Annotated in this window: 17 protein-coding genes; 13 read left to right on the top strand and 4 right to left on the bottom strand. The window is 69.4% G+C overall.

Going from position 1 to position 18,219, the window contains the following annotated elements; translation table 11 throughout:
* Positions 1–114: 114 nt before the first annotated feature.
* The 4 genes from cobU (at position 115) to AB0L97_RS11675 (ending at position 3,642) form a co-directional block, all read left to right on the top strand.
* Positions 115–675: a bifunctional adenosylcobinamide kinase/adenosylcobinamide-phosphate guanylyltransferase gene (cobU, locus tag AB0L97_RS11690; protein ID WP_364427899.1), complete on the top strand. Its 561-nt coding sequence runs from the start codon at positions 115–117 to the stop codon at positions 673–675.
* A gap of 154 nt (positions 676–829) precedes the next feature.
* Positions 830–1,909, top strand: a complete 1,080-nt coding sequence (cobT, locus tag AB0L97_RS11685) for a nicotinate-nucleotide--dimethylbenzimidazole phosphoribosyltransferase (RefSeq protein WP_355072906.1) — start codon at positions 830–832, stop codon at positions 1,907–1,909.
* Positions 1,910–2,075: 166 nt separating this feature from the next.
* Positions 2,076–2,831 (top strand): adenosylcobinamide-GDP ribazoletransferase, encoded by a 756-nt coding sequence (locus tag AB0L97_RS11680; RefSeq protein WP_364427896.1) that lies wholly within the window; start codon positions 2,076–2,078, stop codon positions 2,829–2,831.
* Between the two features lie 97 nt (positions 2,832–2,928).
* Positions 2,929–3,642: an MBL fold metallo-hydrolase gene (locus tag AB0L97_RS11675; protein WP_355072903.1), complete on the top strand. Its 714-nt coding sequence runs from the start codon at positions 2,929–2,931 to the stop codon at positions 3,640–3,642.
* 1 nt (position 3,643) lies between these two features.
* Here the strand turns inward: AB0L97_RS11675 and AB0L97_RS11670 are convergent, their stop codons facing one another.
* The 3 genes from AB0L97_RS11670 to AB0L97_RS11660 all read right to left on the bottom strand — a co-directional run bounded on the left by AB0L97_RS11670 (position 3,644) and on the right by AB0L97_RS11660 (position 6,598).
* Positions 3,644–4,741, bottom strand: coding sequence for a branched-chain amino acid aminotransferase (locus tag AB0L97_RS11670; protein ID WP_355072901.1), 1,098 nt, complete (start codon positions 4,739–4,741; stop codon positions 3,644–3,646).
* A gap of 106 nt (positions 4,742–4,847) precedes the next feature.
* Entirely contained in the window at positions 4,848–5,948 is a 1,101-nt protein-coding gene (gene gcvT, locus AB0L97_RS11665) for a glycine cleavage system aminomethyltransferase GcvT (RefSeq protein WP_364427891.1), read from the bottom strand.
* Positions 5,945–6,598, bottom strand: coding sequence for a GNAT family N-acetyltransferase (locus AB0L97_RS11660; RefSeq protein ID WP_364427888.1), 654 nt, complete (start codon positions 6,596–6,598; stop codon positions 5,945–5,947). Before AB0L97_RS11660 ends, gcvT begins: the two co-directional genes overlap by 4 nt.
* Before the next feature lie 109 nt (positions 6,599–6,707).
* On the opposite strand from AB0L97_RS11660, the gene AB0L97_RS11655 reads away from it, so the two are divergent.
* On the top strand, positions 6,708–7,511 hold the full coding sequence (locus tag AB0L97_RS11655) for a TetR/AcrR family transcriptional regulator (RefSeq protein ID WP_364427885.1): 804 nt from the start codon (positions 6,708–6,710) through the stop codon (positions 7,509–7,511).
* 9 nt (positions 7,512–7,520) lie between these two features.
* Positions 7,521–9,032: a leucyl aminopeptidase gene (locus AB0L97_RS11650; protein ID WP_364427882.1), complete on the top strand. Its 1,512-nt coding sequence runs from the start codon at positions 7,521–7,523 to the stop codon at positions 9,030–9,032.
* Between the two features lie 203 nt (positions 9,033–9,235).
* Here the strand turns inward: AB0L97_RS11650 and AB0L97_RS11645 are convergent, their stop codons facing one another.
* Entirely contained in the window at positions 9,236–9,532 is a 297-nt protein-coding gene (locus AB0L97_RS11645; protein ID WP_355072995.1) for an oxidoreductase, read from the bottom strand.
* A gap of 326 nt (positions 9,533–9,858) precedes the next feature.
* Between AB0L97_RS11645 and sucB the strand changes: the two genes are divergently transcribed.
* From sucB to AB0L97_RS11610, 7 genes are all read left to right on the top strand, one after another.
* Entirely contained in the window at positions 9,859–11,652 is a 1,794-nt protein-coding gene (gene sucB, locus AB0L97_RS11640; protein WP_364427879.1) for a 2-oxoglutarate dehydrogenase, E2 component, dihydrolipoamide succinyltransferase, read from the top strand.
* 19 nt (positions 11,653–11,671) lie between these two features.
* Positions 11,672–12,580 (top strand): TIGR01777 family oxidoreductase, encoded by a 909-nt coding sequence (locus AB0L97_RS11635; RefSeq protein ID WP_355072890.1) that lies wholly within the window; start codon positions 11,672–11,674, stop codon positions 12,578–12,580.
* Positions 12,577–13,113, top strand: coding sequence for an N-acetyltransferase family protein (locus tag AB0L97_RS11630; RefSeq protein WP_355072888.1), 537 nt, complete (start codon positions 12,577–12,579; stop codon positions 13,111–13,113). The genes AB0L97_RS11635 and AB0L97_RS11630 overlap by 4 nt, the downstream gene beginning before the upstream one ends.
* Positions 13,114–13,472: 359 nt before the next feature.
* Positions 13,473–14,234: a lipoyl(octanoyl) transferase LipB gene (gene lipB / locus AB0L97_RS11625; protein ID WP_364427874.1), complete on the top strand. Its 762-nt coding sequence runs from the start codon at positions 13,473–13,475 to the stop codon at positions 14,232–14,234.
* Positions 14,231–15,271, top strand: a complete 1,041-nt coding sequence (gene lipA / locus AB0L97_RS11620; RefSeq protein WP_355072885.1) for a lipoyl synthase — start codon at positions 14,231–14,233, stop codon at positions 15,269–15,271. Before lipB ends, lipA begins: the two co-directional genes overlap by 4 nt.
* Before the next feature lie 130 nt (positions 15,272–15,401).
* On the top strand, positions 15,402–16,835 hold the full coding sequence (locus AB0L97_RS11615) for a DUF234 domain-containing protein (RefSeq protein WP_364427869.1): 1,434 nt from the start codon (positions 15,402–15,404) through the stop codon (positions 16,833–16,835).
* A gap of 667 nt (positions 16,836–17,502) precedes the next feature.
* A complete protein-coding gene (locus AB0L97_RS11610; RefSeq protein ID WP_364427866.1) occupies positions 17,503–18,090 on the top strand; it encodes a transglycosylase SLT domain-containing protein in 588 nt (195 codons plus the stop codon).
* Positions 18,091–18,219: the final 129 nt, after the last annotated feature.

Here is an 18,219-nt window from a genome sequence, read left to right as displayed (position 1 = left end):
CGCTCGGCACGTCTCGCCGCAGGCCGCATTCCGAAGTTCGCCGGAGCACGGCACACGCCGGGCGGGCATCGGCAGTCACGCGGCAATCCGCCGTTCGATTGATACCGTGCACTCGTGTCGGAAAGTCCCTCGCCCGCGGCGGCGCGCAGCATCCTCGTCCTGGGTGGCGCGCGGTCCGGGAAGTCGGCGTTCGCGGAGGATCTCGCGCTCCGGGCCGGCGGCCCGGTGCGCTATCTCGCGACCGCCGTGCCCGATCCCGCCGACCATGATTTCGCCGAGCGCATCGCCAAACATCGCGGCCGACGCCCGGCGGGCTGGTCGACCATCGAAAGCGCGGACCCGACAGCGATTCTCACCGCGTTCATGCCCACGCCGCCCGACGTGACCCTGATCGACGACATCGGCACCTGGCTGACGGCCCGCATCGACGCGCGCGAGGCTTGGGAGGCTCCGCGCGGCACGGTCTCCCCCGACACCGACGCACTGGTCGCGGCCGTCGCCGCCTACACCGGTGATCTCGTGATCGTCAGCCCGGAGGTAGGCATGGGCGTCATCCCGGCCACGCGTTCGGGCCGCCTCTTCCGCGACGAGATCGGCACCCTCAACCAGCGCTTGGCCCAGGTCTGCGACGAGGCCTTCTTGGTCGTAGCGGGCCTTCCCCTCCGTCTCAAGTAGCCCGCGCGACTACGAGCGACGACCGGCGGTGAACCGCGCTGATCGGTCGCACCGCCCACCGCCGGAGATCAGGTCACAAACCCACGGCGCGAAGGGGCAATGGCAAGATTGGGCGGCGTAGTCGGCGGAACCGCCATGACCGAAAGGCTCGATAGTGACGCACGGATTCGGACCGGTAGCGCCTCCGGACACACAGTTTCGTGCGGCGGCCGAGCAACGGCAGGCGCAGCTGACCAAACCCGCTGGCGCACTGGGCCGATTGGAGCAACTCGGCAATTGGGTGGCGGCCTGCCAGGGCACATGCCCGCCGAAGCAGTTCGAGCGCGCCAGGGTCGTGGTCTTCGCCGGGGATCACGGCGTCGCGCGGCACGGGGTGTCGGCGTATCCGAGTGAGGTCACCGCGCAGATGGTCGCGAACTTCCTGGGTGGCGGCGCCGCGGTGAACGCGCTGGCGGCGGTGGCGGGCGCGACGGTTCGGGTGGCGGACATCTCCGTCGACGCCGACACCGATCCGCGGGTGTCCGAGCACAAGGTGCGCCGCTCCAGCGGGGCGATCGATCGCGAGGACGCGCTCACCGCCGAGGAGGTCCGAGCGGCGATCGAAGCAGGCCGTGCCATCGCCGACGAGGAGATCGACGCGGGCGCCGACCTGCTGATCGCGGGTGACATGGGCATCGGCAACACCACTCCGGCCACCGTGCTCGTCGCGAGCCTGACCGATACCGAGCCGGTCGCGGCGGTCGGCCGCGGCACCGGCGTCGACGACGCCGGATGGATCCGCAAGGTCGCCGCGATCCGCGACGCGATGCGCCGTGCCCGCCCGGTGGTGAAGGACCCGGTCGAACTTCTCCGCGTGGCCGCGGGCGCCGACTTCGCCGCGATGGCGGCGTTCCTCGCCCAGGCCGCCACCCGTCGTACGCCCGTCGTCCTGGACGGCGTCGTCGTCACGGCCGCGGCGATGGTCGCCGAGGATCTCGCCGCGGGCGCGAGCGCCTGGTGGCTGGCCGGTCACCGCTCCACCGAACCGGCACACGAACTCGCGCTGCGGCACCTGCGCCTGGATCCGCTGCTCGACCTGACCATGCGCCTCGGCGAAGGCTCCGGCGCCCTGACCGCCCTTCCGATCCTCCGCTCGGCGGTGGCCGCGCTCGCGGAGATGTCCACCTTCGCCGAAGCGGGCGTCAGCACGTCCGACGCCGAACCGGCGAGCGCCCCGCCGAACCTGCGCAAGTGAAGTCCGCCCTGCCGCGAGGCCGCCGCCTGCCTCCGACTCGGCGCGGCTGCCGTGACCTGGTTCCTGCGGGACAGTTCAGGGCTTCGAGCGGTGATCCGCAGGCGTCGGCAGTCCGCCCGCGGCACCCGGCCCCCAGGGAAGCGCCGCCCGTCCGCGGAGGACCGGCGTGAACGGGGTTCGGCTGGCGATCTCCTGGCTCACGGTGCTCCCGGTGCGCGGGCCGGATGCCGTGGACCGCGCGGCGGCGGGGCGGGCGATCCTGCTGGCGCCGCTGGTCGGCGCCCTGCTCGGGGCCGGGGCGGCGGGCCTGCTCTGGGCGCTGACCGGGGCCGGGGCGAGCGCCGCGCTGGCCGGGCTGCTGGTGGTCGGCGCGCTGGCGTTGATCACCAGGGGTATGCATCTCGACGGCCTGGCCGACACCTTGGACGGGCTCGGCAGCTATGGGCCGCCGGAGCGGGCAAGGCAGATCATGAAAAGCGGCGGGGCCGGACCATTCGGCGTCGCCGCGCTGGCGTTCGTCATCGGCATACAGGCGTTCTCGTTCGCGTCCTTGGCCGATTCGGGCCGGTGGTTCGCCGCCGCTCTCGCCGTGGTGACCGGCCGTGTCGCGGTGATCCTCGCTTGCCGGGGTGTCCCGGCCGCGCCGGGCACCGGGTTCGGTGTTCTGGTGGCAGGCACGCAATCGGCCGCCGCCGCGGTCATGTGGCCGGTGACCACGGCGGGTCTCGCCGTGTTCGCCGTGCCGGGCCGCCCGTGGCTCGGCCCGCTGGCCGTGACGCTCGGACTGGCCGCGTCGACGGTTCTGGTCCGGCACTGCGCGCGCCGTTTCGGCGGGCTCTCCGGTGACGTCCTCGGCGCCGCGATCGAGACCACGGTGGCCCTCACCGCGGCCGTGCTGTCCCTCACGATCCAGCCCGGCTGACCGTCTCCGGCGGGCCTTGGGGGCGAGAGTCTGGGTCACTGGAATTTTTCCGGCGGTGGCGCGCGGATCGTCTGGGTCGGGCAATAAGGTGGGCGGTATGTCTTCTGAGCGCCTGTACTTTCGCCAGCTGTTGTCGGGACGCGACTACGCCGTGGGCGATCCGATCGCGACGCAGATGCGCAACTTCGCGTATCTGATCGGCGATCGGGAAACGGGCGACTGCGTGGTGATCGATCCGGCCTACGCCGCGGGTGATCTGGTGGACATCGCCGAGGGCGACGGCCTGCGGCTGAGCGGGGTGCTCGCCACCCACCACCACCCCGATCACGTGGGCGGCACGATGCTCGGCTTCACCCTGCGCGGTGTGCGCGAGCTGCTCGAAAAGACAAGCGTCCCAGTGCATGTCAACGCCAAAGAACTGCCGTGGGTGGCCAACGTCACCGGGATCGCCGAGAGCGAGTTCACCGGCCACGAGCACGGCGACAAGGTCACCGTCGGAGCTTTCGACATCGAGTTACTACACACGCCCGGCCACACGCCGGGCAGTCAGTGCTTCCTGTTCGACAACCGCCTCATCGCGGGCGACACCTTGTTCGTCGACGGCTGTGGCCGCACCGATTTCCCCGGCGGCGATTCGGACGAAATGTTCCGCAGCCTGCGCTACCTGGCCGGACTCGCCGGCGACCCGGTCGTCTATCCGGGCCACTGGTACTCGCAGGAACCCAGCGCCGCTCTGTCCACTGTCCGGGACAAAAACTACGTCATGCGTCCGCAGACGCTGGAGCAGTGGCACATGCTGATGCCGGGCTGAGTCACATCCGCCGCATCCACCCGTGCTTGTCGGCGAAGGTGCCGCGCTGGATGCCGGTGAGGGTGTCGCGCAGGGCCATGGTGACCGCGCCGGGCTCGCCACCGCCGATGGTGAATTCGCCCTCACCGGAGCGAACCCAGCCGACCGGCGTGATCACCGCGGCGGTGCCGCACGCGAAAACCTCTGTGATCTCACCGGATTCGGCGCCCTTGCGCCATTCCTCGACCGAGATCTTGCGCTCCTCGACCGGGAAGCCGGAATCGGCGGCGAGGGTGAGCAGCGAGTCGCGGGTGATGCCGGGCAACAGCGAGCCGGACAGTTCCGGGGTGACCAGGCGCGCGTCGGAGCCGGAACCGAAGACGAAGAACAGGTTGTTGGTACCCATCTCCTCGACGTAGCGGCGCTCACACGCGTCCAGCCACACCACCTGGTCGCAGCCCTTGGCCGACGCCTCGGCCTGGGCCAGCAGCGAAGCCGCGTAGTTGCCGGCGACCTTCGCCTCGCCGGTGCCGCCCGGCGCGGCGCGCACGTATTCGGTGGACAGCCAGACCCGCACCGGCTTGACGCCACGCGGGAAGTACGCCCCCGCCGGGGAACCGAGCAGCAGGTACTTGTACGCCGCGGCGGGCTTCACGCCGAGTCCGGCCTCGGTCGCGAACATGAACGGCCGCAGGTACAGCGATTCCTCGCCGCCCGCCGCGGGCACCCACTCGCGGTCCACCTCGAGCAGTTGGCGCACCGACTCGATGAACAGCTCGTCGGGCAGCTCGGCCATCGCCATCCGGCGAGACGACCGGCGGAAACGCGCGGCGTTGGCGTCGATGCGGAAGCAGGAGACGCTGCCGTCACCGTGCCGGTAGGCCTTGAGTCCCTCGAAGATGGCCTGGCCGTAGTGGAACACCATGGTGGCGGGGTCCAGCGCCAGCGGCCCGTACGGCTCCACCCGCGCGTTCGTCCACGTGCCACCGACGTAATCGATCGAGACCATGTGATCGGTGAAGTACCGCCCGAACCCCGGCTCCGCCAGTACCTCCTGTCGCCGCTGCGCCGGAAGCGGCGCGGGGTGCGGAATACGGGTGAACTGTGCGGCAGCGGTCATGGCGACGATCCTATCCGGCCCGATTCCGGCCATTTCGCCTTGGTCCACACCCCTCAGCGCAGCGCCGCCCGCAGCCGATCGCCCATGCGTCCGGGAGAAGGACGGGTCACTTGGTGCTGGTCCGCACGAACGGCGGGCGCACGATTTCGCAGCGCACGCGGCGGCCGCGCACGTCGACCTCGACCTCGGCGCCGGGTTGGATGTCCGCCGCGGTGTCGAGCAATGCCAGCGCGATGCCGACCTTGAGGGTGGGCGAGAAGGTGCCGGAAGTGGTTTCGCCGACGGGCTCGCCATCACGCAGCACGGTCTGCCCTTGCCGGAGCACACCCCGGTCGAGTGCTTTCAGCCCCAGCAGGATTCGACGCGAACCGGCCGACTTCTCCTGTTCCAGAGCGGCCTTCCCCCAGAACTCCGGCTTCTGCCAGCCGACCGCCCACCCGCAGCGCGCCTGCACCGGGGAGATGTCCAGGGAGAGTTCGTGCCCGTGCAGCGGATAGCCCATCTCCGTACGCAGGGTGTCGCGGGCCCCGAGCCCGGCCACCTGGCCCGCGGCGGCGCGCACCCGCTCGACCAAGGCGCGGAACAGCGATTCGGCGTCGGCCCAGCGCGGCAGCAATTCGTAGCCGTGCTCGCCGGTGTATCCGGTGCGGCAGACCCGGACGGGACGGCCGTCCCACTCGGCGTCGGCGTAGGCCATGTACTCGAGGTCGGTGGGCAGCCCGAGCGCGCTCAGCACCTCGCCGGAGCGCGGGCCCTGCACGGCGAACACGGCGTAGTCGCGATGCTCGTCGGTCACCGTGACGCCCTCGGGCGCGACCTTGCTCAGTTCCGCGACGACCGCCGCGGTGTTGGCGGCGTTCGGCACCAGGAAGATCTCCTCGTCGCCGACGTAGTAGGCGATCAGGTCGTCGATCACTCCGCCGTCCGGGGCGCAGCACAGTGTGTACTGCGCCTTGCCCGCCCGGATCCGGCCGAGATCGTTGGTCAGGGCCGAGTTCACGAACGCCGCGGCGCCCTGGCCGCGCACCGTCGCCTTGCCGAGATGGCTGACGTCGAACAGCCCCACCGTCGTGCGAACCGCCTGGTGCTCGGTCACCGTGCCCGCATAGGACACCGGCATCTCCCAGCCGCCGAACGGCGCGAAGGTCGCCCCCAGCTCGACGTGCACGGCGTGGATGGGTCCTTGCAGCAGGTTCGTCTCGGTCACCAGCCGAGCTTATCCGGGACCAGGGCGTCCGACGCTCGCACGCACTGAGGCCGGAACCACATCGGGATGAGCGTCGGGCCGTTCTGCGGCAAAGTGTGCGTCGTTCCGGTCGGCGCGAATCCGCAGCGGCTGTAGAGCCGGGCGGATCGTTCGGTGCTGGCTTCCAGGAACGCCGGGACGTCCGCTTGGGATGCCGCCTTCAACCGATCGGCGAGAATCGCCGCACCGGCCCCCTTTCCGCGATGCTCCGGCACCGTGACGATCACCTGCAGGTACCGATGCGGGAACTCCCGGGGGTGTTCGCGGGCGAGCAGGTCGGTGACGATCACCAGCCGCTGCGCCACGCGCAGATCGGGAGCCTGCTCGAGCATGGTCCGCGCCTCGGCGGCTTCGTCGGCGAATCGTTCGACCGAGGTGACGTGCTGCCAGATCGACATCGACCAGATCTCCTCGCCCGCGCCCGCGACCCAGATCTCGTCGTCGCGCAACGCTCGATCGACCAGACCGGGCACGAACGCGGTACGGAAACCCGTGTCGGGCTGTCCTTCGAGCACCCACGCGGTCACCACCTCGTCCGCGCTGGCGATGCCGAACGCCTCGATCAGCGCGTCACGGTCCTGGACACCGGCCTGGCGAGCGGTGATCTCCATCCGCCTCCCCTTTCCCTGCGAACACCGTATTCACGCATGAATCTAGGCAGGTCGAAGCCGTATCACTACCATTTCGTCACACCTGTTCGTGTGTCGAAACGGAATCCGGATGACCTGCGCTATCTGCCACGGCGACCTCGCCCAGCCCAGCCGGGGCCGACGGCGCAAGTACTGCTCGCGCTCCTGCCAGGCCCGCGCCTATCGCGCCCGCCGCGCGGCGATTCCGGTGCGCCGCCCCACCCGTCCGGCGCGGCTCACCACCGTCGGCATCGCACGCGCGGCGGTGGAGCTGGCCGACCGCGACGGGCTCGACGGTCTCACCATGCGCCGCCTGGCCGGCGCGCTCGGCGTCGCGACCGCCACCCTCTACCGCCACTTCCCCGACCGCGAAGCGCTCCTGGCGAGCATGGCGGAGCTGGCGCTCGACGAGATCCCGCCGCCCGGGACGGAGTGCGGCGGCTGGCGTCCCCGGCTACGGCACGAAGCGCGCGAGGAGTGGCGCCTCTACCGCAGGCATCCGTGGATGCTGCCGCTGCTGGCGCGCGTCCGTCCGCCGCTGGGCCCGGCGCTGCTGGACGTCCTGGAGCGCAACTTCGCCGCCCTCGACCATCCCGGCCTGACCCGGCAGACCGGATTCGCGATCTACCTCGCACTGTCGGGCCTGGTCCAAGGGCTCGCGCTGTTGTGGAGTTCCGAGCGCGCCGACCGCCTCGGCGATCCGCGCGACGCCGCCGAGACGGCCGCGCCACGCGAACTCGCCGAACTGCTCGACCCGGCGCTGCGTCCCGTCCTGCACCGTTACTTCACCGGCCTCGACTCCACCTTCGAGATGGACTTCGACGACCTGCTCGCGACCTCGGTGGAACTCCTGCTCGACGGCGTCGCGGTGCGCCATCCGGAACGAAGCGAATAGCCTGTGCCAATGACCGCTGTTGCAGATCGCTCGCTCGGACCGGAACTGGCACGCACCGAGACCATCGGCGCGGACACCGATGTGCTCGTCATCGGGTTGACCTCCTCGGAGGACGGTCCCGCCATCGTGCCCGAGGACCTGTTCGGCGACGTGCTCACCGCCGACGTGCGCACGGAACTGCTCGATCAGCTCGGCGTGGTGGGCGCCAAGGGCAAAGCCGAGGAGCTGACCCGCATCCCGGCGCCGGTCGGGCTGGACGGCGTGAGCAGCGTCCTGGCCGTCGGCCTCGGCTCCGCCGAGAAGCTCGACGCCGAGCAGATCCGCCGTTCGGCGGGTGTGGCCGCCCGCTCGCTGTCCGGCACCGAACTGGTGGTGACCACGCTGTCCGGGCTGGATATCGGCGCCGCCGCCGAGGGCTTCTACCTGGGCGCCTACTCGTTCACGCCGTTCCGCTCGGACAAGTCGGCGCCCAAGCCGGACGAGCGGCCGGTGGCCCGCGTCGAGTTGCTCGTGCCCGAGCCGGGATTCGGCGAAGAAGCCTTGTTCCGTGCGCAGGTCACCGCCGAGGCCGTCGCCACCGCACGGGATTTCGTGAACACCCCGCCCAGCCACCTGTTCCCGGCCGAGTTCGCGTCGCGTGCTCAGGAACTCGCCGAGGCCGCGGGCCTCACCGTGGAGGTGCTCGATGAGAAAGCGCTGGAAGCGGGCGGTTACGGCGGCGTGCTCGGCGTGGGCAAGGGTTCCTCGCGCCCGCCGCGCCTGATCCGGATCACCTACGCGGGCGGCCCGAAGAAGGTCGCCCTGGTCGGCAAGGGCATCACCTTCGACACCGGCGGCATCTCCATCAAGCCCGCGCAGAACATGGAGAACATGACCTCCGACATGGCGGGCGCCGCCGCCGTGATCGCCACGACGCTGCTGGCCGCGCGGCTGAGCCTGCCCATCACCGTCACCGCGACCGTGCCGATGGCGGAGAACATGCCGTCGGCCACCGCGCAGCGCCCCGGCGACGTGCTTACCCAGTACGGCGGCATCACCGTCGAGGTGCTCAACACCGACGCCGAGGGCCGGTTGATCCTCGCCGACGCGATCGTGCGCGCGAGCGAGGACGACCCGGAGTACCTGATCGACGTGGCCACCCTGACCGGGGCGCAGATGGTCGCGCTCGGCACCCGCACGCCCGGCGTGATGGGCACCGACGACTTCCGCGACCGGGTCGCCCGCATCTCCCGCGAGGTCGGGGAGAACGGCTGGGCCATGCCGCTTCCCGCCGAACTGCGCGGCGACCTGAACTCCAAGATCGCCGACCTGGCCAATGTCGCGCCGCACCGCTGGGGCGGCATGCTCTCGGCCGGGCTGTTCCTCAAGGAGTTCGTCCCGGAGAACGTGCAGTGGGCCCACCTCGACGTGGCGGGCCCGGCCTATAACACCGGCGGTCCGTTCGGCTACATCGGCAAGGGCGGCACCGGCGTCCCCGTTCGCACGCTGATCGCCGTGCTCCAGGACATCGCCGGGGAGTGAGCGCGACGCGCGTCGTCCGGGACGACTCCCGGACGACGCGCACAGGCCACCCCGCCCGACCGCATCACGTGTTCCATGCTCCTGGCCGGACTCCGGACCGACATTCCGGCGCGGCCGGCTCGCGTCACTGACGGCAAGCGAGACGGCTCCCCGGCACCCCCACGGGTCCGGCGGGAATCGGGCGCAACGGACAATCCGACGGCTCAGAGGTCGTACAGATCCCGCTCCATCTCGCGCTGCCGCTCCACCCGCTTACGCGCGTCGTAGTCGCGCATGCGTTGCGGATACCCGGTCTTGCGGACGTCGTAGACGGGGATGTGCAAATCCTTGGCAAGCCGTTGCGCCCCGCGCTCGCCGACGATCCGGCGTGTCCATTCACCATCCGCGGCAATAAGGACGACTGTGACATCTGTCACCGTGGTCTTCGGTTCGATGTAGCCCTCGACGCCCACGTGCGTGCGCACCCAATCGGCCAGATAACGAGCGTCCGGCCCGGACACCGAACCCCCACGTGAAGTGCCGCCACCCCAGGCGGCGCCGCCGCGGAAACGATCCAGCAAACCCAACGACGCCGACCTCCTTTCCTGCACCGGAGAATGTTCACCGCCGGTCTTCCCATACTGCCAGCTCCGCGCAGTACGCCGCCCTGTGCTACATGGCTTGCGCGCGAGTGCAAGGATGGACCGCGGTACAAGAACCACACGGATCTCCGGTGCCACGCACAATGATCGGTGGCTTCCGGACTCCCGTCGCGACCCGCGCCGGGCGTCCGCAGTGAGATCAACTGTTGTAGAACCCCGTCGAGCAGTCAGAGGAGTCAACGGACATGGCCTTCTCCGTCCAGATGCCCGCTCTTGGTGAGAGCGTCACCGAGGGAACGGTGACCAGGTGGCTGAAGCAGGAAGGAGACACGGTCGAGGTCGACGAGCCGCTGCTCGAAGTCTCCACCGACAAGGTCGACACCGAAATCCCGTCCCCCGCGGCGGGTGTGCTGTCGAAGATCGTCGCGAACGAAGACGACGTGGTCGAGGTCGGCGGCGAGCTCGGCGTGATCAGCGAGCCCGGTGAGGCGGCTTCTTCCGCTCCCGCGCCCGCTCCCGAAGCCGCGGCGCCCGCGCAGGAGACCCCGGTCCCTTCGGAGGAAGCGCCTGCCGCCGAGCCCCAGCCCGCTCCCGCCGAGCAGCCCGCGCCCGCCGCCCAGGCCGCTCCCGCGTCGTCGGGTGACGGCACGCCGGTGAAGATGCCGGAACTCGGCGAGTCGGTCACCGAGGGCACCGTCACCCGCTGGCTGAAGGCGGTCGGTGACGAGGTCGCCGTCGACGAGCCGTTGCTCGAGGTCTCCACCGACAAGGTCGACACCGAGATCCCCTCGCCCGTCGCGGGCACCCTGCTGGAGATCTCCGCCCAGGAAGACGACATCGTGGCCGTCGGTGGGCAGCTCGGCGTCATCGGCAGCGGAGCACCGGCGGCCGCCGCCCCGGCTCCCGCGCCCGCCCCGGCACCTGCTCCGGCACCTGCTCCGAAGCCCGAACCGGCCCCGAAGCCCGAACCGGCCCCGGTCGCCGCCGCCCCGGCTCCCGCGCCCGCCCAGGCTCCGGCTCCGGCTCCGGCTCCCAAGCCCGAACCGGCTCCCGCGCCCGCCGCCGCGGCGGCCGCCGAATCCTCCAACGGCGCAACCCCGTACGTCACTCCGCTGGTCCGCAAGCTGGCCGACGAGCACAACGTCGACCTCGCCGCGATCACCGGTTCCGGTGTCGGGGGCCGCATTCGCAAGCAGGATGTGCTCGCCGCCGCCGAGGCCAAGAAGGCTCCTGCTCCGGCGGCTGCTCCCGCCGCGGCCGCGCCCGCCGCACAGGCGCCCGCCGCGCCCGCCGCCGCCCGTTCCCAGCTGGCCCACCTGGTCGGCACGGTGCAGAAGGCCAACCGCATCCGCCAGATCACCGCGACCAAGACCCGCGAGTCGCTGCAGACCACCGCGCAGCTGACCCAGGTGCACGAGGCCGACGTCACCAAGATCGCGGCGCTGCGCAATCAGGCCAAGGCGGCGTTCAAGGAGCGCGAAGGCGTCAACCTGACGTTCCTGCCCTTCTTCGCCAAGGCCGTGGTCGAGGCGCTGGGCGTGCACCCGAACGTCAACGCCAGCTACGACGAGTCCAGCAAGGAGATCACCTACCACGCCTCGGTGCACCTCGGCATCGCCGTCGACACCGAGCAGGGCCTGCTGTCCCCGGTGATCCACAACGCCAGCGACCTGTCGCTGGCCGGGCTGGCGCGGGCCATCGCCGACATCGCCAACCGGGCCCGCAACGGCGGACTCAAGCCCGACGAGCTGGCCGGCGGCACCTTCACCATCACCAACATCGGCAGCCAGGGCGCGCTGTTCGACACCCCGATCCTGGTTCCGCCGCAGGCGGCCATGCTGGGCACGGGCGCGATCGTCAAGCGTCCGGTCGTCGTGACCGACGAGACCGGCAACGAGTCCATCGGCGTCCGCTCGATGTGCTACCTGCCGCTCACCTACGACCACCGCCTGATCGACGGCGCCGACGCCGGGCGCTTCCTGACCACGATCCGTCACCGGCTCGAGGAAGCGGCGTTCGAGGCCGATCTCGGCCTGTGAGGAAGGTCCCGCGGCACGTATGAAGGTCGTGATCGCCGGCTCGTCCGGGTTGATCGGGACGGCGCTCGTCGCGGCTCTGCGCCGCGACGGGCACGAGGTCGCCAGGCTGGTGCGCAGGAAAACCGCGGGTCCGGACGAATTCGCCTGGAACCCGGCCCGCGCCCACCTGGACGAGCGGGCGCTTCGCGGCGCCGACGCCGTGGTCAACCTGTGCGGCGCGGGCGTGGGACGGCGCCGCTGGAACGGCAGTTTCAAACAAGAGCTGCGGGACAGCCGGATCACGCCCACCGACGTGCTGGCCGGGGCGGTGGCCGACGCGGGTGTCCCCGTGCTGCTCAACGCCAGCGGCGTGCACTACTACGGCGGCGCGACCGGCGATCGGGTGGTGGACGAGTCATCGCCCGCCGGTTCCGGATTCCTGGCCGCGCTGTGCCGTGACTGGGAGAAGGCGACCGAACCCGCCACGGCGGCCGGGGTGCGCACCGTGCTGTTGCGCAGCGCCGTGGTGCTGTCCCGGGCCGGTGGCCTGCTCGGCATGCTGCATCCGCTGTACGCGGTCGGCTTGGGCGGGCGGCTGGGCAACGGTCGCCAGTACACGCCGTGGATCTCGATGGCCGACGAGATCGGCGCGATCGTCTTCGCGCTCACCCATGACACGATGTCCGGTCCGATCAACGTGGTCGGTCCCGCACCGGTCACCAACGCCGAGTTCAGCCGCGCGCTGGGCCGGGCGCTGCATCGCCCGACTCCGCTCGTCATCCCGGCATTCGCGCTGCACGCGCTGGTCGGCGAGATGGCGCGGGAGGCGATCCTGCACGGCCCGAGGGCCATTCCCACCGCGCTCGAGGAAGCGGGCTACCAGTTCCACCATCCCACCATCGGCGCCGCGCTCGCGGCCGCGGTGGGACGACCCGGAGATGTTCGATGACCGACCGACTCGACACCAGGCCCGCCACCGTCATCCGCGACGCCACCACCGACGATCTTCCGGCGATCCTCGACATCCACAACGCGAATATCGCCACGTCCACCGCGATCTGGGACACCGAGCGCGTCGGCTTGGACGAACGGCTCGGCTGGTTCCAGGCCCGCACCGGCGCGAGCCTGCCCGTGCTGGTCGCCGAGATCGGCGGGGAGCTGGCCGGTTACGCGAGCTACGGGCCTTGGCGAGCCAAATCGGGATACCGCTACACGGTCGAGAACTCCGTGTACGTCGACGAACGCTTCCAGCGTCGCGGCATCGCCACCGCCCTGCTCACCGAGTTGATCGACCGTGCGCGCCGCGCGGGCGCCGTGCACGCCATGATCGCCGCCATCGAATCCTCCAACACCGGTTCGATCGTGCTGCACGAACGCTTCGGCTTCCGCACCGTCGGCGTGCTGCCCGAGGTCGGCCACAAATTCGGCCGCTGGATGGATCTGACCCTCATGCAGCTGACCTTGCCGGTCGAGGTCGACTGACCCGCATCTTCGCACCTCACCTGCCGAATCTCGCGCGGAGTACCAGTTGTTCGCGCGGCAATGCGCTCGTCTACGCAGGGCAGCCGGGCCGTAGTCGAGCCTCGGCGTCGCTGCGAGCGTGTCCTTCAGATACTGCGGTCTCGGCACCTGCCCGCGAGACCCCATCGCATGGACCTGGCGACAGCCTCCAGGATGCGAGATCGCCTGTCTGAGATCAGGCCGAACAAGGACCGGGAACCTTCTCCGGTCAGCGTAAGGGCAACCCTCCAGCTCTCCACCTGGCAACCCCGCCACGACTGTGGGGGTTCCCACATCCAGGTGCTGGAACCGGCCGTCCCCGTGGGCGTACCGTCGTCGCTGTGATCAACCCGCGCACCACCCGGTCCGCCCGATTCGATACGACCCCGATCGTGGTCGAGGATCTCGGACTCATCGACTATCACGCCGCCTGGGACCTGCAACGCGGCATCGCCGAGCAGCGCGCCGACGGCAACGGATCCGATCATCTGCTGCTGCTCGAACATCCGTCGGTGTACACCGCGGGCCGCCGCACCGAGGCCGACGACCTGCCCATCGACGGCAGTCCGGTGGTGCAGGTCGACCGCGGTGGCAAGATCACCTGGCACGGTCCGGGCCAACTGGTCGGCTACCCCATCGTGCGGCTCGCCGAGCCGGTCGACGTCGTCGACTACGTGCGCCGCCTCGAGGAGGCGTTGATCACCGTGTGCACCGGCCTCGGTCTGGTCTGTGGCCGCGTCGAGGGCCGCTCGGGCGTCTGGCTGCCCGCCACCGAGTTGTACGCCGAACGCAAGATCGCCGCGATCGGGGTGCGCGTGCAGCGTGGCGTGGCCCTGCACGGCGTCTCGTTCAACTGCAACGCCGCCATGGACGGGTTCCAGGCCATCGTCCCCTGCGGCATCCGCGACGCGGGCGTCACCACGTTGACCCGCGAACTCGGTCGAGAAGTGACCGTCGCCGAGATCAAGCCGCTGGTGGCCGACGCCATCATCCGCGCGCTCGACGGCGACCTGCCGGTCGGCGAGCACGATATCTCCCGCGTCACTCCTGGTGACACCACCCCCGCGTACCACGAACGCGACGGCGTAAGGTCGATCAAGTGACCTCAGTCGATACCCCGACACCACACAACGCGTCCGCACCCAACGGCCGCAAGCTCTTGCGCATCGAAGCCCGCAACGCGGAAACCCCCATCGAGCGCAAACCCAAGTGGATTCGCACCCGCGCCACCATGGGGCCCGAGTACTCCGAACTCAAGGGTTTGGTGAAGCGCGAAGGCCTGCACACTGTTTGCGAGGAAGCGGGCTGCCCCAACATCTTCGAATGCTGGGAAGACCGCGAGGCCACCTTCCTGATCGGCGGCGAACAGTGCACGCGCCGTTGCGATTTCTGCCAGATCGACACCGGCAAGCCCGCCGCCCTGGATCGCGACGAGCCCCGCCGCGTCGCCGAAAGCGTCCAGGCCATGGGCTTGCGCTACTCGACCATCACCGGCGTCGCCCGCGACGACCTGGAAGACGGCGGCGCCTGGCTCTACGCCGAAACCGTCCGCGCCATCAAGCGTCTGAATCCGCACACGGGCGTGGAACTGCTGATCCCCGACTTCAACGCGAACCCCGACCAGCTCGCCGAGGTCTTCTCCGCGCGCCCGGAAGTGCTGGCGCACAACCTCGAAACGGTTCCGCGCATCTTCAAGCGCATCCGCCCGGCCTTCCGTTACGAGCGCTCCCTCGCGGTCCTGACCGCCGCCCGCGAAGCCGGTCTGGTCACCAAGTCGAATCTCATCCTCGGCATGGGCGAAACCCCCGAGGAAGTCACCCAGGCCATGCGCGACCTGCACGAGGCAGGCTGCGACATCCTCACCATCACCCAGTACCTGCGCCCCTCCCCCCGCCACCACCCCGTGGACCGCTGGGTGAAGCCGGAGGAATTCGTCGAGCACTCCGAGGCGGCCGAGGAAATCGGCTTCGCGGGCGTCATGGCGGGCCCCCTGGTCCGCTCCTCCTACCGGGCCGGGCGGCTCTACGCCCAGGCGATGGCCCACCACGGCCGCGAGATCGCCCCGGAAATGGCGCACCTCGCCGAAGAAGGCACCGCCTCCCAGGAGGCCAGCTCGGTGCTGGCCCGCTTCGGCAACTGATCCTTACTGTCGGCCCTCGCGCACAGCCTTCGCGCGCGAGGGCCGACGCGTGTCCGAAGCAGACCACACTCTCGGTGAGTAAACTAAGATTGATTCTTAGTAAGTTGTCACCTTAGTTCAGGAGGCGAGTGTGGAGTTCACCGGAAGGTCCGCAGACCTCGACCTGCTCACTCGTCAATTGAACTCGGTGATCGAGGGCACCGGCACCACCCGGGGCCGTGCCGTCATCGTGACCGGTCGCCGACGGGTCGGTAAATCGCGGCTCGTCCAGGAATTCTGCGATCGTTCCGACCACGGCTACCTGGTCTTTCAGGCAACGCGCGGGCGCAATCCCGTTGCCGAGCGGGAGGAGTTCACCGCTACGGTCGCTCAGTCCGGGTTCGGGCGCGCGGAGTTGATCAGCGGGTTGCAGGCCGGCGACTGGAATCAAGCTCTCCGGTCCCTGGCGATCGCCTTACCCGATGACGCGCCCTGCATCGCGGTCATCGATGAGGTGCCGTGGCTGGTCGAACAGGATCCGGAGTTCGAAGGCGCGTTGCAGACGGTGTGGGATCGCCACCTGTCGGCCAAGCAGGTGCTACTGCTCCTGGTCGGCAGCGACATCTCCGTCATGGAGGCCCTCGGATCACGCGACCGGCCGTTCTTCGGACGCGCGACGAAAATGACCATCGAACCGCTGCATTTGGCCGATGTGCAGGCCATGACCGGCCTCGACGCCGCCGACAGCGTCGACGCGCTGCTGATCACCGGCGGGTTCCCCGAGATCGTGAGTTCGTGGCGCCCAGGAATGAGCCGTACCGACTTCCTGCGTGACGCGGCCGCGAACCCGCTGGCTCCTTTGCTCGTGGCAGGCGAGTTGTCGCTGCTAGGGGAGTTTCCGGAGGGAATGCGCTCGCGCGCGGTCCTGGAAGCCATCGGCAGCGGAGAACGAACCTTCAGTACCATCGCCGCCCAAGCCGGTGGAACGAACGCACTGCCCGCGGGCACCCTCAATCCGCTGCTGAACATGTTGCAGGACAAGCGAATCGTGGCTGGCGATCTTCCGCTGTCCACGAAGCCGGATACCAAGAACAAACGCTACCGAATCGCCGACCCCTATCTCCGGTTCTGGCTCGCCTTCCTGGAACGCGGCATTCCACTCATCGAACGCGGCCGTGGCGATGTCGCACTGAACCGGATCGAACGTTCCTGGACCACCTGGCGCGGACGCGCTATCGAACCGCTGGTCCGCGAATCCCTCATGCGTCTGCTGCCCGATGCGAGGTGGCCGGACACCGAGGCGGTCGGTGGCTGGTGGAACCGGCAGAACAATCCCGAAATCGACCTGATCGGGGCCGATCGAGAACCGGTCGCCAGGGCGGTGCATTTCGTCGGCTCGATCAAGTGGCTCGAAGATCGCCCGTTCGACCGCCATGATTACGACAGTCTCGCCCGTTCACTGTCCGCAGTGCCCGGAACCGATCACGGCACCGCACTCGTAGCCGTCTCGCGTTCCGGCGTCGCGAAGAACTTGCCGCTGGCATTGCATTGGGGGCCAGAGGATCTCGTTCGTGCATGGGAGTGAATCTCGCTCCGAATCGGTCTGTTGAGCCGAGCGGACGCCCGGATAATCTGCGTCCACGACTCGAGGATGCCGAGCGGTGCGAACGGAATCGACTCAACGGACGGGCGGAACTTTTCGCGGAGCGCGATCTTGCAAGCCGGTAGGACTGGTTGCGAGGTAGTCGCGAGGTAATTGCCCATGCCCGCTCCGAGTTGTCAGCACAAGCGTGGATACAGAGTTCCAGTAATCGGATCGAGACCAAGTTGGTCTCGTTACTGCAAAATACTAATTTGTGGTCCAAATCACGTTTGTTAGCAAAATGCCTGGTAGTGGCGTTGATAGATATAGCCGATCGACGCTTACAAGATCGCTTATCCGGACCATTAACTGATTGTTTGCCGTGCGTTAACCAGCCGTGATCAAGCTGAGATCAGGTCTGAGAGGGACCTGGGAAACAGCTCCACAGCCCACGGCTTGTTTCTCTTCGGGTACGGCAGCGGCACCGACGGGCATCGCCCCCGAGTCGTGCAGCGCGTCGCGCCGCCAGGAATTCGAACCCTGGCCTTCACAACGAAATCCGAAAACCGCACACGAGCCGAGATGGCGAACACCTTACCTGGTGCCCGCCGTGGATCCGCGCTGGGTTTTCCCGGCCGGATCGCCGCACGAACAAGGAACTGATTTCTCGATGTCTGACGCACGCCTTTCTTTCCTCCGCCGCCCGTCCCTTCGTAAGGGCGCTGCCCTCGCCGCCACCGTCGGCGTGATCGCCGTCGGCTTCTCCGCCGGTGTGGCGGTGGCCGATGACAGCGCTCCGGCGCCCGTTACGCCGGTCGCCGCGCCGTTCGACCTCCCGGCTCTGCCGGGACTGCCCGCGCTGCCCGAGCTGCCCGCGTTGCCAGGGCTGCCCGCGCCCGCGCCCGAGGGTCTCGTGCCCGCCCCGCCGCAGGTCTACGAGAACAACCTCGACGGCTGGATCCGCCAGTCCCTCGACGTCATGCGCCTGCACGGCATTCCGGGGAGCTACGACGGCATCCACCGCAACATCATGCGCGAATCCGGCGGCAACCCCAAGGCCATCAACCTGTCGGACTCCAACGCCGCCAAAGGCACCCCCTCCAAGGGCCTGCTCCAGGTGATCGACCCGACCTTCAACGCCTACCACGTCGACGGCACCGCCTTCGACATCTGGGACCCGGTCGCCAACATCACCGCCGCCTGCAACTACGCGGCTCATCGGTACGGCTCGATGGACAACGTCAACGGGGCCTACTGAGCCTCGAACTCGGATCCGGCAAGCGCCTCCTCGTCTCCTCGACGCGGAGGCGCTGCCGTTTCCGGGTGCGACCGCACCACCGCGGCACCGCTGTTTCGGCCCTGTCCCCACGACTCGGGCTGGACTTCC

The organism is Nocardia sp. NPDC051911 (assembly GCF_040681035.1).
Lineage (GTDB): Bacteria > Actinomycetota > Actinomycetes > Mycobacteriales > Mycobacteriaceae > Nocardia > Nocardia sichangensis.
Note: the sequence above shows the minus strand (reverse complement) of the source record. Positions and strands in the feature narration are given on the sequence as shown.